Consider the following 15861-nt stretch of genomic DNA (forward strand, 5'->3'; position numbering starts at 1 on the left):
ATGAACATGCGCGAAGGCTTCACCCAGCACGCCGCCTTCCTGACGGTGAAGACCGTGCTCGGGCCGGACGAACTGCTGCTCGACGCCTTCCAGGCCGCCGAGGGGTTGTCGCAGCTGTTCGCGTGCTCGCTCACCATGCGTTCCCCTTCGAGCGCGCTGAAAGCCGACGACCTGATCGGCACCTCGGCCACGGTTGTGCTGCAGCGGCCCGAGAAGGAAACCCGCTTCTTCAACGGCATCGTCTCGCGCTTCACCTACCTGGGCAGCAACCGGGACTTCGCGACCTACTCGCTCGAACTGGTGCCGCGCATGTGGCTGCTCACGCTGGGGCGCGACCGCGTGATCTACCAGAGCATGAGCACGCCCGACATCCTGCAGAAGGTGCTCGGCGAATTCGGCGTGGCCTTCAGCACGCAGCTGCAGGGCACCTACGCACCTCGCGAATACTGCGTGCGCTACGACGAGACAGCCTTCGACTTCATCTCGCGCCTGATGGAAGAGGAAGGCATCTTCTATTTCTTCACCTTCGCGGACGGCGCGCACACGCTGGTGCTGGCCGACAGCAACTCGGCGTGCATGCCCTGCCCCCACGCGGAAAAGCTCGTCATGCGCAGCAGCGAGGAAGGCTACGCGCACACCCATGCCGTCACCCGCTTCGAGTCGGACGCCCGGCTGGTGACCAAGGACCAGGCGGTGGACGACTACGACTTCCTCACGCCCGACACCGATCTGCGGGAGCAGCACGAGGGAAAGATCGGGCGCGGCCTCGACTACGAATATCCCTCGCGCGTGCCTGCGGCGGCCGGCGCGGCGCGCGCGCGCATCCGCCTGGAAATGCACCAGGCCGGCAGCCAGTCGGGCCGCGGCGACAGCCATTGCCACTACCTGACGCCGGGCACCACCTTCACGCTGGAAGAGCATTCCCGCGAGGATCTCAACGTGAAGCACGTGGTGCACAGCGTGCGGCACCACGCCGAGCGCGAGCACTACAGCAACAGCTTCGAGACCCTGCCTCCCGACCTGCCCTTCCGCCCGCAACGCCGCACGCCGCGACCGGTGGTGGCCGGCAACCATACGGCGCAGGTGGTGGGCCCGGCCGGCGAAGAAATCTGGACCGACGAGCACGGGCGCATCAAGGTGCAGTTTCCATGGGACCAGCTGGGCAAGAAGAACGACAAGAGTTCGTGCTGGATCCGCGTCTCGCAGATGTGGGCGGGCAAGGGCTGGGGCGCACTCTTCCTGCCGCGCATCGGGCAGGAGGTGGTCGTGAGCTATGTCGACGGCGATCCCGACCGGCCGCTGGTCTCGGGCAGCGTCTACAACGGCACGAACCCCACGCCGGTCACCCTGCCGGGCATGTCGTCGCAAAGCACGATCCGATCGCGCTCGACCAAGACCGGCGACGCGGGCAACGAGATGCGCTTCGAGGACAAGAAGGGCTCCGAAGAGTTCTACCTGCACGCCCAGAAAGACATGCGCGTGGAAATCGAGAACGACCTGACCACCACGGTGATGGCCGGCAACGAACTCCACACCGTCACCAAGGGCAACCGCACGGTCAAGGTCGACACGGGCAACGAAACCCACTCGGTGAAGGGCACGCGCGCGCTGGACGTCACGGGCAGCGAGACGCACGACAACAAGGCCAACTTCACGCAGACGGTCACGGGCAACTACGAGCTCAAGGTCACGGGCAACCTGGTGATCGACGTGACAGGCACCCTGCTCATCAAGTCGGCCCAGACGCTGGACCTGAAGGCCGGCACCGACCTGGGCGCCAACGCCGGCGTCAACTTCAAGGCCGAGGCCGGCGTGGCGCTGTCGGCCAAGGGCGGCGCCTCGCTGTCGAACGAGGCGCCTTCGATCAGCAGCAAGGCCTCGGGCATGAACGCCGTCGAAGGCGGCGGCATGGTCACGCTCAAGGGCGGGCTGGTGAAGATCAATTGAACGATTGAACACCATGGCACTTCCTTCCCTCCCAACAAAAGACCTGGCCTCGATGCACGAGGCCGTGGTGCGCGAAGCCCTCGACGGCGCAGGCCAGACGGTGGTGCGCGCGTCTTTCCTGGGCGACGTGCCGCACGGGCCGATGCAGGTGTTTTCGGCCGCGGGCAAGCCGGCGATGGAGGCCTCCTACCAGGCCGGCGTGCCGCACGGCGCCATGCGCCTGTTCGACGAACGCGGCCAGCTGCTGCAGGAAACGCAGCGCTTCGGCGGCGTAGCCGAAGGCACCACACGCAGCTACTACCCCAGCGGCAAGCTCATGCAGACGCACCAGCACGTGCGCGGCACGCTGCACGGCGATGCCGTGGCGTATGCCGAGTCAGGCGACGTCACGGCGCGGCTGCGCTACGTGGCCGGCCGCCTCGAAGGCGAAGCCACCTATTACAACGAAGGCCGCATGGTGCGGCGCGAGCAGTACCGCGCCGGCCTGCTCGACGGCGAAGTGCTCGACTACCTGGCAAGCGGCGGCGTGGCGCAGTCGTCCACCTACGTGGCCAGCGTGCTGCACGGTCCGCTGCGGCGCTTCTGGCCCAACGGCCAGCTGATGGAAGAAATCGCGTACCGCCAGGGCAAGCCGCACGGCAACCCGCGCCGCTTCGACCAGGCCGGCCACGAGGTCGTGGAGACAGCCGCATCGCCGGGCTTCATGAAGAGCCTGGAAAAACTCGTGAGGGGAGGCTGAGCCATGGGCATGCACGTCTGCATGGGGGCCACGCTGCAGTGCAGCTTCGGCGCCGCGCCTTCCAACCTCGTGGTGCTGCCCGTGAACGCGGTGGTCACCAGCGGCGTGCCGGCGGCCACCATCATGGACAACAAGCCGATCGCCAACATCCTGCCCTTCGGCACCTGCAACAGCATGTCGAACCCGATGGTGGCCGCGGCCACCGCCGCCGCGCTCGGCGCCTTCACGCCGATGCCCTGCATTCCGGTAACGGCCGCGCCCTGGGCGCCCGGCTCGCCCACGGTGCTGGTCGGCAGCATGCCCGCACTGCAGGACAGCTCGAAGCTCGCTTGCAACTGGGGCGGCGTGATCCAGGTCGTCGTGCCGGGGCAGTTCACTTCAATGGTCCCCTGACCGATCCCTACTTACTCATGTCTCAATACGTTTTCACGATGAGCTCCCGCATGGTCGCCATCACGGTGACCTGCCTGGTGCTGCTGTGCGTCCTCCTGTTCATGATGGGCGTGGAGATCGGCAAGCTGCTGGCGCCTGCGCCCATCCCTTCGGCTCCTGCCGTCACGGCGCCTGCGCCGCTGCAGTCGCCCTCCCCCGCACCTGCCCCCACAGCCGCGCCGGCTCCCGCCGCCTCCACCCAATGACCAAAGTAGATCAAAGCATGTCGAACAACACACGACACCTCACGGGCATGCACAGCGCGCTGCGTCGCCTCGCCCTTCCAACATTGCTGGCGCTGGCCGGCCTCTGCGCGGGTGGCCCCGCTGGCGCGGCAGGCGAACGGCCCGTGGCGCAGGGCGTGATCGCCGTGCCAGCCGCACTCGCCACGCCCGCCGCCGCGGCGCCCGCGCCCGCGTTTCCGGTCGAGCCGGCAGCCCCTGTCGCGCCACCGGCACCCGTGCTCACCAACGGCCTCGTGCGCGTACCCGACGGCCGCCTGCTCGCGCCCGACATCGCGCGCATCGTGACGCGCGGCGAGCTCGTGGTGGCCATGCTCAAGGTCGACACGCCCCCGTTCTTCTTCTTCGACGACGCCGGCCAGTGGACCGGGCTCGAGGTCGGCCTGGCGCAGTCGCTCGCCAAGGAGCTGGGCGTCAAGCTGCGCTTCAACCGCGAGGCCGGCACCTTCAACGCGGTGGTCGACCTGCTGGCCAACGGCCAGGCCGACCTGGCCATCAGCAAGCTGTCGCGCACGCTGGCGCGCACGCAGACCATTGCGTTCAGCGACGCCTACCTCACGCTGAACCACTCGCTGATCCTGAACCGCGTGAAGTTCGCGCAGCTCTCGCACGGGCGCCCGCTGCCGGAGGTCATCCGCAACTTCAACGGCAGCATCGGCGTGATCGCCAAATCTTCTTTCGCGGACTACGCGCGCACCAACTTCCCGCACGCCAAGGTGCAGGAGTTTCCGACCTGGAACGAGGTGCTGGTGGCCCTGCACAAGGGCGAGATCGTGAGCGCCTACCGCGACGAGTTCGAGGTCAAGCGCGTGCTCAAGGCCGACCCGACCGTATCGCTCGTGCTGCGCACCGTGACGCTGAAGGACCTTGAAGACACCCTCGGCATCGGCGTTGCCGTGACCGACACCACGCTGCTGGCCTACGTCAACCAGTTCCTCGCCCAGCGCACCGAGAAGCTGGACATCCAGAAGGTGCTGCAGGCACTCGATCGCTGAGCCGCAAAGAACACGCACCCATCATGAATTCCTCCAAGCTCTACGCCTTCGTCCTCAACCCCTGGGTCGTGATCATCAGCCTCGGGGCCGGCGTGGCCTTCGGCATGCTCGCACCCCCGCTCGCGACCACCCTCAGCTTCGTGGGCGACATCTACGTCGACCTGCTGAAGATGATCACGCTGCCCTTCATGGTCTCGGCCGTGATCTTCAGCCTGCAGCGGCTGTTTCGCGACGGCGGCACGGCCAGCCTGCTGGGCCGCGTTGCGCTGGTGTTCCTCGCGTTCTCGGCCTTCGTGGCCATTGCCGGCGCGGCCACGCTGCTGCTGCTTCGCCCCGGCGAGAACCTGCCGGCCAGCACCATGCAGACCTTCGGCCAGATCGTCGGCGGCGACCTGAGCGCCAGCGACACGGCCATGAGCCTGCGCGGCACCGACGAAGTGAAGAAAACCGCCAGCTTCGCCGACATGCTGGTGAGCCTGGTGCCCGCCAACATCTTCACGGCCCTGGCCAACGGCGACACGCTGAAGACGCTGGTGTTCGCGCTGCTGTTCGGCCTGGCGGTGGGGCACGTGCCCACGCGCATTTCAGACGGGCTGACCCAGGCGCTCGAAACCGTCTATCACGCCTGCCAGACGCTGATGCGCTGGCTGAGCTTTCCGCTGCCGGTGGTGCTGTTCTGCATGAGCGCGGCACAACTGGGCAAGACGGGCATCGAGCCGCTGCGCGCGATGGGCGCCTTCGTGCTGGCCTTCCTGGTGGTGTCGACGGTGCTGCTGGCGGTGGCGTGCGTCATCATCTGGAAGCGCTCCAACGGCACGCTGGGGCAGACGCTCAACGCCATGCGCGGCCCCTTCGCGCTGGCGCTGGCCACGCGCAGCAGCGCCACCTGCATGCCGATCATGATCGAGAGCCTGGTCACGCGGCTGGGCTTCGCGCGCTCACGGGTTGAATTGCTCGTGCCGCTCACGGTGTCGCTGCTGCGCATCGGGCCGGTCGTTTACTACGTGTGCGCCACGCTCTTCATCGCGCAGATCTACGGGCGCTCGCTGTCGCCGGTGGAAATCGGCATCGTGCTCACATCGTCGGTGCTCGCGGGCTTTGCCTCGGCGGGCATGACGGGGCTGGTGACGGTGTCACTGATCGGCATGACCTGCACCTACCTGGGCCTGCCCTTCGAAGCGGCGTTCATCCTGTTCCTGGCGGTGGACCCGGTGTGCGACATGCTGCGCACGCTGGTGCTGGTCATCGGCAACACCGCGGCCGTCGCTGTCGTGTGCCCCCGGCCACTGAAGATCTAGAGGGCACGCACTCATGTCACGCATCGGCGTTCTCGGCGGCATGGGCCCATCGGCAACGGTGGACTTCATGGAAAAGATCATCCAGCTCACTCCCGCCACGCGCGACCAGGAGCACCTGCCGGTGATCGTAGCGAACCTGCCGCACGTGCCGGACCGCTCCAGCGCCATCCTGGGCACGGGCCCCGACCCGCTGGGCGCGCTGCTCGCGGGCATCGACGTGCTCAACGACATCGGCGTGGGCGTGATCGCAATTCCCTGCAACTCGTCGCACCACTGGTATGCGCAGATGGTCGAGCACAGCCGGGCGCCGGTGATCCACATCGCGCAGTCATGCGTGGCCGCCATAGCCACGACACCGGGCGAACGGCCGGTACGGGTGGCGGTGCTCGCCACGCGAGGCGCGCTGGCCTCGGGCTTCTACCAGCAGGCGCTGCGCGAACGCGGCATCGACTTTCTCGTGCCCGACGCCACGACCGGTCAGGACCACGTGGACGCCTGCATCCGCGCCGTGAAGGGTGGTGACGTGCAGGCCGGCGCGGCAGCTTTCGAGCTTGCGCTGGAAGCGCTGTCCGCCACCGGCGCCACCGTGGTGATCATGGGCTGCACCGAATTGCCGATCGCCGCGAAGGCAGCGAACGCCGCCGGGCACAGCACGCTGATGCTGATCGACAGCTCGCTGGAGCTGGCCCGCGCCACCGTCGCCTTCGCACTCGACAAGGGATGGAACAAGCCGACATGGGTTTCCTGACGCGCATGTCCCACAGCCTGCTCGCCCTGCTTCTGTGCATGGCGGCAGGCGGAGTCGTGGGCGTCTATGCGCCCGTGGTGGGCGACGTGGGGTACACGGCAGCGCAGGTCTACCTGGCCATCGTGAGCATGGCAGCCATTCCGCTGCTGGTGGTCGCCACCTTCTTCGGCCTGCGCCAGACCATGGGGCTGCCCTTTCCAGGACGGCGCATCGCGATGATCGCGGGCCTTGCACTGCTGCTGGTAATGAGCTGCGCGGGCACCGGGCTGGCACTGGGCTGGGTGAACGCACCGGGCGCGCACCTGGACGCCGAATCGCGCGAGCACCTGGGCGAACTGGTGCAGCAGGCCGGCGACGGCGGCGACCTCGAAATGCGCCTGCACGACAGCAGCACGCAGGCAACGGCCATCGAGCGCCCCCGCGTCACGCTGGTGCCCGACAACTTCTTCCGCGTGCTGGTGGAGGGGCGCTCCCTGGGCATCCTGTCGTGCGCGCTGCTGTTCGGCCTGGCCTTTGCCGCGCTGGCACGCACGCAGCACGCCGCGCTCAACCATATGTTCGAGGGCATCTACCGCACGCTCGAACTCATCATCGCGCGCGCCAACATCCTGCTGCCTGTGGTGGCCTTCGGCATGTCGGCGCACGTGTTCGCGCAGACCGACGCGGTGACGATCCGCGCCATGAGCGGCTTCCTGCTGCACTTCGTGGCGCTGGTGGCACTGCTGGCCGCGGGCGCCATCGCGGTGATCCACCAGCGCGGCAACCAGCCGCTGGCCGATGTGCTGCAGCACCTGAAGACGCCGATGCTGGTAAGCCTGATGTCGTCGAGCACCACGGCCAGCATTCCGCACACCATCGAGGCGATGAGCGCGCGCCTGGGCTTCAGCCGCGGCATCGTCGAGCTGGTGGTGCCCACCGCCTCGGTGTTCCTGCGCGCGGGCTCGGCGCTGTACTACGTGCTGCTGGCGCTGTTCGTGGCCAACCTCTACGACCGCACGCTCAGCGCGGCCGACATCGGAATGATCGGCATGGGCGCGACGGTTGCGGCCTTCGCCTCGGCCGGCAACAACAGCCTGACCAACGTGGGCTACGCGGGCATCGTGCTGGCGATGCTGCAACTGCCCATCGAGGCCGCGCTGGCGCTGTTCCTGGCCATCGACCTGATCTGCGAGGGGCCGCGCAACCTGCTGACGCTGCTGGCCACCTGCGTGCTGATTTCCGTCGTGTCGGCGGGCCTGCCGTCGGAGCGCGTGACGGCGCCTGCCGCCGACGCGGCACCCGCGAAGCCGCTGCGCTTCGTGCTCACGCGCGGCAACGTCATGCTGCTGGCGGGCTGCAGCGTGCTGGCCTCACTGCTGATTTTGCTGATGGGCATTGCCGTGGGCGCGCGGCAGGCACAGCCCTCCGCCGCGTATGCGACTTCGGCCGCGGCGAACCCTGGAATATCGCGATGAACCGCACAAAGACTCTTCTCTTCAGATGGATCGCCGCCCTGCTGCTGCTCTCGCAGCTGGCCGCATGCGGCAGCCTGTTTCCCAAGGGCACGCGCGTGAACTGGAGCGAGCTCACGCTGTCGGCCTCGCCCGACGCCAACCAGAACAGCCCGGTGGCGGTCGACGTGGTGATGGTGCTCGACGACACCATGCTCGCCCGGGTCACCGAGCTCACCGCTGCCAAGTGGTTCGGCGCGCGCGCCGACCTGCAGAAGACCTTTCCGCAGAGCCTGTCTTACCTCTCGTGGGAGCTGGTGCCGGGCCAGACGATTCGCGTGCCCTCCAGCGCCTTCGGCTCGCAGCGCGTGGCGGCCGTGCTCGTCTTCGCGAACTACACCACGCCCGGCGCCAATCGCGTGCGGGTGGAAGACCTCAAGGGCGCCGTTGTCGCCCGCTTCGACGTTCAAAGCTTCGACGTGTCGACCACACGCTGAACAACCCGGACCCTCGCCAGTGAACACCGCATTCCATCTTTCTTCTTCCTGCGCAGGAGCCCGCCATGTCTGACGTGCACAGCGCCTCCCCCATCACCGATCGCATCGAGTGGCATGAAGGCATGCTGCTGTCGCCGCAGCACTTCCAGCAGCTCTCGGCGCGCACCGACTCCCTCGTGGCCTGGCAGACGCTGGCCGCCGCGCCCTTCAGCTGGGGCGTGCGCCGCCTGGTGTTCGACCAGGGCCTGCTGCCCGCCGGCCTGCTGCGCGTGCTGGCGCTCGACGCCATCCTGCCGGACGGCACCGCCGTGCAGTACTCGGCCGCCGAGGCCGCGCACGGCGCGCTCGAACTCTCGCTCGCACCGCATAAAGACCAGCTGGCCGTCGAGCCGCTCGACATCTACCTCACGCTGCCGGTCGCCGGACCCGCGCGGCATCGCGGCGCGACCGTGCGCTTTCGCTCGGTGTCCGGCGCGCCGGTGGAAGACGCCGTGTCGGACGCAGAGCCCGCGAACATCCCCCGCATGCTGCCGCGCCTGGCACTCAGCGCGGGCGCGGTGCCGCCCGGCACGCACGTGCATCTGCGCCTGGGCCAGGTGTTCAAGGACAACGAAGTCGTGAAGCTCGGCGAGGCGCAACCGCCGCTGCTCGAAGTAGCGCGCGACAACCCGCTGTGGACTGCGGCCGCCGGCCTGCTGGGCCAGTTGCGCGGCAAGGCGGCCTTCGTCGCGAAGCAGACGGCTGTGCCCTCTTCACGCGTGGACGACCGCCTCGCGCACCTCGAACTGAAGGACCGGCTGCGCAGCCTGCTTTCGGGCCTGCCGCATGCCGAGGCCGTGCTGCGCACGCCGCACCTGCATCCGCTGCCGATGTACTGGTCGCTGTGCGCGCTGCTGGCATCGCTGAGCCTGCTGCGGCCCGGTGGCCTGCCGCCGGTGCCGATGGACTATGACCATGCGAACCCCTCGCGCGTGTTCCAGCCGCTGCTGCTGGCGCTGCGCGACGCGGTGTCCGAAGTGAGCCAGGAGTACCGCGAGCACAAGTTCGAGTTTCGCCAGGGCGCCTTCGAGACCACGCTGCAGCCGCAGTGGCTGGCCGGCACGCGCATCGTGGTCGGCCTGCGCGGCCAGTCCGACAAGGATCTGCTCGCCTGGATGGACAGCGCCATCGTCGGCGCGCAGTCGGCCTACCCCTCGTTGCGCGAACGCCGCGTGCTGGGCGCGGTGCGCCGGCCCATCGAGTCGGCCGACGAGCTCGGCCTGCGCCCCGGCTCGGGCTACCTGCTCTACGCCATCCAGACCAGCACCGCTCTGACCGTGCCCGGCGAACTCCTGGTGATCGCCAACGCGAACGAAGGCGCCACCGCGCAGCCTCCGCAGGAAATCGTGCTGTTCATCAAAGACTGATCGACCCCCATGGCACGCACCCTTCCCGACCTTGCGGTCGACGACCACATCACCAAGCAGTTCCGCGCGTTCTACGACGAGATCGTGAAAGCGCGCGACCGCACCGCCGAATCGCGCGAGACCGACATCGACATGGTGGCGCAGGCGCTGGCCCGCCACCTGGAGAACCTGCTCGAGCTGCAGTCGCTCGAATCGCGCCGCGAGAGCACGCGCTTCGAGCTGGAGAACGTGGCCGACGCGCGCTACCTCAAGGCCGCGCTGGCCGACGAGATCCTGCTGCACACGCCGTGGATCGGCCGCGAGCGCTGGACCGCCCACCTGCTGGAGTCTTCGCTGTTCCGCACCAACATCGCGGGCGACCTGGTGTTCAGCCGCATCGAAGAACTGCTGTCGGGCCGCGAGCCTTCGCGCCGCGACATCGCGCGGCTGTATCTCTTTGCACTGGCACTGGGCTTCCAGGGCAAGTACCGCGGCGGCGGCGAAGAAGCACGCCTGCTGGGCTACCGCGAAGAGCTGTTCCAGTTCGTCTACCAGCGGCAGGCCGACTTCTCGGGCCGCGACCGCGTGGTGTCGGAGCGCGCCTATGCGAGCACGCTCTCGCACATCGCTCCGCGCAAGCTGCCCACGCTGAGCCGCTGGACGGTGCTGTTCCTGCTGTGTACCGCCTCGCTGCTGGCGGTGTCGGAGCTGTTGTGGCTGTGGCAGTCGTGGCCGGTGCGGCAGGTGCTGCAGCCGGGTGCGGTCGATGCATCGGGGGCATACCAGCGATGAACGACATGCTGCGCCATTCAAAGAGCCCCAGGAGGTCGTCGCCATGCTGACAGACCAGCTCTTCCTCATTTCCATCGCGGTGCTCACGCTGGTGGTGCTGCTCGTGCTCGGCATGGTGCTGTACTTTGCGGCACGGCGTTCGCACGCCAAGCCGTCGAGCGACCCGAAGGTCGCGCGCATCCGCTTCGACTCGCTGCGCAGTTCGTTCCGCCAGGCCGTGGAGCTGATCGAAGGCAACATCGCCTCGCGCGCCGACCGCTACGGCATTCCGTGGATCATGCTGCTCAACGAGGGCGACGACCATCGCCAGCTGCCCATCGAGCAGTCGGGCGTGGCGAGCGCACTGAGCACCGAGTCGGCCTCTGCCGCGACCACGCAGGGCATCTCGTGGCACTTCTTCGACCGCGGCGTGGTCATCGACATCCAGGGCGCCTATCTCGGCTCGCCCGATGACGACGACGCCTCCGAGAAGCCATGGGACGAGTTCCTGGGCATGTGCCGGGCCTACCGGCCGCAGCGCCCGTTCGACTCGGTGGTCATCACCATTCCGGCGGCGCTGCTGCTCGACGACAGCACCGACGGCCGGCTCGAACTCTCCAAGCGCGCCAAGCTCGCGCACCGCCGCCTGTGGCTCGCACAGAACCGCTTTGCGATGCGCTTCGCCGTGTATGTTCTGGTCACCGGCGCGGAACACCTCGAAGGCTTCAGCGCCTTCGCGAGCGCCCTGCCCGAGCCGCTGCGCGCGAGCATGCTGGGCTGGTCGTCGCCTTATGACCTGTCGACCACCTACCAGCCGGGCTGGGTCGACGAGGCGGTGGGCACCGTGGTGCGTTCGGTGTCCGACGTGTCGGCCGAGCTCTTCGCCACCGATACCGCGCCGCAGGGCGCCGGCCCGCAACTGCTGCTGCCTTCGCGCATCGAGGCGCTGCGCGGCCAGCTGCAGCTGTATGTCGATGAGCTGATGCGCCCGAGCGCGTACCACGAGCCCTTCTTCTTCCGCGGCATCTACCTGACGGGCGACAGCGGCGAATCGGCACAGGCAGTTGCCGCCATCGACGCCGAGCACGACAGCTACGGCCAGAAGGACCTCGAACCCATCGGCGGCGACCTGATCGCGCAGCTGATGCGCCAGCCGGCGTTCTTGCGTGACCTGTTCGAGAAGAAGATCTTTCTCGAGTACGGACTCACGCGGCCGTCGCGCACGCAGACACTGGCGCGCCCGGTGCTGCACCGCGCGCTGCGCTGGACGGCCATCTTGTTCCTCAGCGGCTGGGGCATTGGCCTGGTTGTGGCCACATGGCAGCTGCACCGGCACAACAGCACGCTGGTATCGGCGCTCTCACAGCTGCAGCACGATGCGCAATACCGCATGCGCGCACTGCAGCGCGGCGAGACCATTCCGACCGCGTGGTACCGCAACAAGGCGCTGTCGCTGCTGGCCATGAACGAGCGGCTGCGCACCGACGGCACGTACTCCTTCTTCATGCCCGGCTCGTGGCGGCCCTTCGACGACCTGAACGAACGCGTGATAGAGCGCATCGAGCGCGAGTTCGGCGACATCGCCGTGAGCACGCTGCGCCGCGAGCTGATGGCCCGCGTGAGCCAGCTGAGCGGCGTGGAGCAGGACGAGGCTACCGGCGAATTCATCGTCGGTGCCAACTGCAGCCTGCCGCCGAGCTTCAAGACCATCGGCGATGCGCCGCGCAAGAACGGCCTGCTGGTCGAAGACCAACCCGAGTTCGGCGCCCTGCAACGCTACCTGGGTTCGGCCGAGCAGCTCGACACCGCCCTGCAGGCGGTGGAGCGCCTGCGCCAGCCTTCCACCGGCAATGCGGAAGACCTGCGCGTGGCCGTGCGCTATGCGCTGGGCGCCGAGCTGCCCGCCGACCTGAGCCGCAACCTGCGCTACTTCCGCCAGGCGGCCGAGGGCAATGCACTGGCGATTCCGCTGGCGCCGGTGCAGTCGGCGCTGCGCTGCGCGCTCGACAAGGGCACGGCGCAGCTCGACACGCGGCTGTTCGTCAACAACGAACTGCTGGTGTCCGAGCAGTCGCTGGGGCGGCTGCTGCCCTCGCTCGCCAGTGCGGGCACCTTCGCGCGTACCACGGCCAGTTATCGCGAAGTGATCGCCGCCATCAAGGACCAGGAAGACCTGGTCGCCTCGGGCAAAGGCGGCTGGATGCGCCAGCCGGTGCTGGTGCTGGGCGCCTCGTACGACCGCACGATCGCGCGCATCGAACAGAACCGCCTGCTGGGGCAGGAGCCGGCCGATGCAGTGCGCGGCCGCGCGCAAGATGCCTTCCAGAAATTCCGCGCCGAGTTCAACCTGCGCTTCGGTGGCGCGCAGCCCGGCCTCGTGTGGCAGGACAAGGAAGGCCGCTTCGCGCTGGCGCCGGAACGCATCGCGCTGCGCGACGCACTCACCGCGCTGCTGGCGCAGCCCTTCATGGCCGCCGCGCGCGACCGCGAGCTGCCGGGCGCGGGCCTGCGCTCGACGGCCACATGGGACCTCATGCGACTCGACCAGGCGCTGGCTGTCGGCGACATCCGCAAGCGCTACATGACCGACGGCATGACGGCCTTTCCGGCCATGGTTCGCCCGGGCATCGAGAGCGCGCTGAATGCGCACTTCGCGCAGCTCGTGGTCGACCAGGTGGCCGAGGCTGCGACCGGTGCGAACGATGGCATGCGCCCCACGTCGGGCGCGCTCATGGCCACCGACACGCAGGCCGCAGCCTACGAAGCCTCGCGCCAGCGCCTGGCCAAGATACAGGCGCTGCTGTACGAGATGGGCGCCGGTCCGCGCGCCGAAGACCTGCGCGCAATGATGTCGCGCGACGCGCTGCAACGCCTGGAAGGCGTGGACGAAGCCTTCAACCAGTCGGAGCTGTACGCCATGCGCGGGCGCGACTTCCAGGGCTGGCGCGGCGAGCGCGGGCCGATGCTGGTGGCCTTCGGCGTGCCGGACACGGGCTCGCTCGCGGCCTACCTGGGGCAGCAGTTCAACCGCACCGAAACGCTGGGCAAGCTGGCCGACAGCTACATCGCGGCGCTCGACGGCGCGGGTGCGGGCTCGGTGCTCGCGCAGCGCTGGCAGGCCATCAACCGCGACCTGGAGCGCTACCGGCTGAAGAACCCGAACAGCAGCCTGCTGCTGCTCGAACAGTTCCTCGGCACGACCGGCGCCGAGATCGACCGCGAGACCTGCGCCGCCAAGCTGGCCGGCAAGGCGCCGGCGGCGCGCATCGGCGACTACTTTGCCGACCGCCACCAGCAGATCTACAGCGCCCTGCTCGCGCGCTGCTACGAGCTGCAGTTCGGCGACCAGCAGGAGCTGTGGACGCAGTTCTCCACGCGCTTCAACCGCTCGCTGGCGGGCCGGCATCCGTTCGGCGCGGCGACGGGCCGCGCCTTCGACCTGGCCGACCCGGCGGACGTGAACGACCTCGCACGGGCCTTCGACCCGCTGTCGCGCGCGCTGAAGGACAACCGCACCGACGGCGCCGTGCGCACCTCGGCCATGCCGGGAACGGCCGCGCGACGCTTCGCCGAGCAGTTCGGCCGAGCGCGCGACTTCATGCTGCCGCTGTTCCCGACCGAGGAAGGCGCCGCGCCGGGCTACGACCTGAGCGTGGACTTCCGCGTGAACACCGGCGCCGAGATCGAGGGCAACAAGATCATCGACTGGTCCTTCGAAGTCGGCGACCAGGTGCTCAAGCAGCGCGACCCGCCGCGCACGCTGCGCTGGGAATACGGCATGCCGGTGGCGCTGGTGCTGCGCATCGCGAAAGACTCGCCACTGGTGGCGCGCGCCGACCCGCAGCAGCACGCGCTGCTGACCGACGGCCAGACCGTGAGCTTCCGCTTCGCCGACCCGTGGGCGCTGTTCACGCTGGCGCAGCGCCAGCGTGAAGCCGACACGGTGCAACGGCCGGACGGCCGCTCGCAGTTGCTGAAGTTCGAGTTTCCGCTGGTGGCCCAGTCGGCCGGCGACACCGCCCAGTCGCCTGCGGGAGGACGCGCGCGCGTGTTCCTGCGCGTTGCCGCAAGCCCCGCCGGCAAGAAGACCGCCCTGATCTGGCCCGCCGCGTTCCCGATGCGCGCCCCTGAATGGAACACGCCCTGATGGCCGCCGTGCTCGCCCCCCTGAACACCGAGGCCGCCAACGGCTTCGCACCCGACCTCGCGGCCTTCCTCGCGCCGTTGCAAATCGAAGGCGAAGGCCCCGCCGGGCCGCCGCTGCGCTACGACCCGGTGTACTCCCGCATCCGCGATGCGCGCATGGAGGAAGACGCCAGCCTGCCGATGGGCGAGTGGACACGTCCGCTCAAGAAGGCCGACTGGCGCGCCACCGAGATGCTTTGCGCCGAGGTGCTGCAACGGCGCAGCAAGGACCTGCAGGTGGCCGCGTGGCTCACCGAAGCTTGGGTGCATCGCCATGCGATCGACGGGCTGATCGCCGGCACGCGGCTGCTCGAAGGGCTGGCGCGCGACTTCTGGCAAGACGTGCATCCGTGCATCGGAGAAGACGGCGACGCCGACATGCGCACGGCCACCTTCGTGTGGCTCAACGACACCCTCGCGCATACCCTGCTGATGCGCGTGCCGCTGCTCGCATGGCCGGATTTCTCCCCGCCCTTCATCAACCTTGGCGACTGGCAGCGCGCGCTGACCACCGAGTTCGGCGCCGGTGCGGGCAATACCAAGTCGAAGGCGAAGGAAGTGGCGGCAGAGCCGAGCGCGCAGACGGTGTCGCGCCAGGACATCCTCGACCAGGCCGCACGCGACCTGCATGCGCTTGCCGCGCTCGACGACCGCGTGACGCTGGCCGCCGATGCATGGCGCGACCTGGGCGCACTGCTCGACGAGCGCCTGGGCGCGGACGCGCCGAGCCTGTCGAAGGTGACGGAGATGCTGCTTCGCATGCGGCAGGCGCTGCGCAGCCTGCTGCAGGAGCGCGACCCGCGCGATGAAGAACCACCGGCCATGCCAATGGAGCCGCCCGCAAGTTGGGCGGCGGACACATCAACGCTTTCCGCGACCTCGATGGACGACAACGACATGAGCGAAGCCCCTTCTCCTCCTCCTTCTCTTTCTCCTTCCGCGCCGCTGCCGCAGGCCGCGGCAAGCGGGCGCATCGGCAGCCGCGCCGAGGCCTACCAGTTGCTGGAGTTGGCCGCCGCCTACCTGCTGCGCGAAGAGCCGCACAGCCCAACGCCCTACCTCGTCAACCGCGCGGTGGCGTGGGGACGTATGCCATTGCCGCAACTGATGCAGGAAGTGCTCCGCGAGGACGGCGACCTGAATCGGTACTTCTCGATCATTGGCGTCAGGCCCGACGCCTAGACAGATTGAT

At 68.6% G+C, this 15861-nt stretch carries 13 protein-coding genes; all 13 read left to right on the forward strand.

Annotation, left to right across the window (positions count from 1 at the left end; genetic code table 11):
• The 13 genes from ACZYSP_RS25160 (at position 1) to tssA (ending at position 15851) form a co-directional block, all read left to right on the forward strand.
• The gene (locus ACZYSP_RS25160; protein WP_489017238.1) at positions 1 to 1947 is read left to right on the forward strand and encodes a type VI secretion system Vgr family protein; all 1947 of its coding nucleotides are present in this window, start codon (positions 1 to 3) and stop codon (positions 1945 to 1947) included.
• Between the two features lie 13 nt (positions 1948 to 1960).
• Positions 1961 to 2686 (forward strand): toxin-antitoxin system YwqK family antitoxin, encoded by a 726-nt coding sequence (locus tag ACZYSP_RS25165; protein WP_489017240.1) that lies wholly within the window; start codon positions 1961 to 1963, stop codon positions 2684 to 2686.
• Between the two features lie 3 nt (positions 2687 to 2689).
• Positions 2690 to 3079, forward strand: a complete 390-nt coding sequence (locus ACZYSP_RS25170) for a DUF4280 domain-containing protein (RefSeq protein WP_093078883.1) — start codon at positions 2690 to 2692, stop codon at positions 3077 to 3079.
• Between the two features lie 38 nt (positions 3080 to 3117).
• On the forward strand, positions 3118 to 3324 hold the full coding sequence (locus ACZYSP_RS25175) for a hypothetical protein (RefSeq protein ID WP_489017242.1): 207 nt from the start codon (positions 3118 to 3120) through the stop codon (positions 3322 to 3324).
• Complete coding sequence (locus tag ACZYSP_RS25180) at positions 3321 to 4355, forward strand: ABC transporter substrate-binding protein (RefSeq protein WP_489017244.1); 1035 nt, start codon at positions 3321 to 3323, stop codon at positions 4353 to 4355. The genes ACZYSP_RS25175 and ACZYSP_RS25180 overlap by 4 nt, the downstream gene beginning before the upstream one ends.
• Before the next feature lie 23 nt (positions 4356 to 4378).
• Complete coding sequence (locus tag ACZYSP_RS25185) at positions 4379 to 5653, forward strand: dicarboxylate/amino acid:cation symporter (protein ID WP_093058209.1); 1275 nt, start codon at positions 4379 to 4381, stop codon at positions 5651 to 5653.
• 13 nt (positions 5654 to 5666) lie between these two features.
• On the forward strand, positions 5667 to 6401 hold the full coding sequence (gene cuyB, locus ACZYSP_RS25190) for a cysteate racemase (protein ID WP_093058208.1): 735 nt from the start codon (positions 5667 to 5669) through the stop codon (positions 6399 to 6401).
• Positions 6374 to 7855, forward strand: coding sequence for a dicarboxylate/amino acid:cation symporter (locus tag ACZYSP_RS25195; protein ID WP_440533824.1), 1482 nt, complete (start codon positions 6374 to 6376; stop codon positions 7853 to 7855). Before cuyB ends, ACZYSP_RS25195 begins: the two co-directional genes overlap by 28 nt.
• Positions 7852 to 8328, forward strand: a complete 477-nt coding sequence (locus tag ACZYSP_RS25200; protein ID WP_489017247.1) for a hypothetical protein — start codon at positions 7852 to 7854, stop codon at positions 8326 to 8328. The genes ACZYSP_RS25195 and ACZYSP_RS25200 overlap by 4 nt, the downstream gene beginning before the upstream one ends.
• A gap of 65 nt (positions 8329 to 8393) precedes the next feature.
• Complete coding sequence (tssK, locus tag ACZYSP_RS25205) at positions 8394 to 9734, forward strand: type VI secretion system baseplate subunit TssK (RefSeq protein WP_489017249.1); 1341 nt, start codon at positions 8394 to 8396, stop codon at positions 9732 to 9734.
• 9 nt (positions 9735 to 9743) lie between these two features.
• On the forward strand, positions 9744 to 10505 hold the full coding sequence (locus ACZYSP_RS25210) for a DotU family type IV/VI secretion system protein (protein WP_093058205.1): 762 nt from the start codon (positions 9744 to 9746) through the stop codon (positions 10503 to 10505).
• 43 nt (positions 10506 to 10548) lie between these two features.
• Entirely contained in the window at positions 10549 to 14631 is a 4083-nt protein-coding gene (locus ACZYSP_RS25215; RefSeq protein WP_426392020.1) for a type VI secretion system protein, read from the forward strand.
• Positions 14616 to 15851, forward strand: a complete 1236-nt coding sequence (gene tssA, locus ACZYSP_RS25220; RefSeq protein ID WP_489017252.1) for a type VI secretion system protein TssA — start codon at positions 14616 to 14618, stop codon at positions 15849 to 15851. Before ACZYSP_RS25215 ends, tssA begins: the two co-directional genes overlap by 16 nt.
• Positions 15852 to 15861: the final 10 nt, after the last annotated feature.

Source organism: Variovorax sp. F042 (assembly GCF_057814215.1).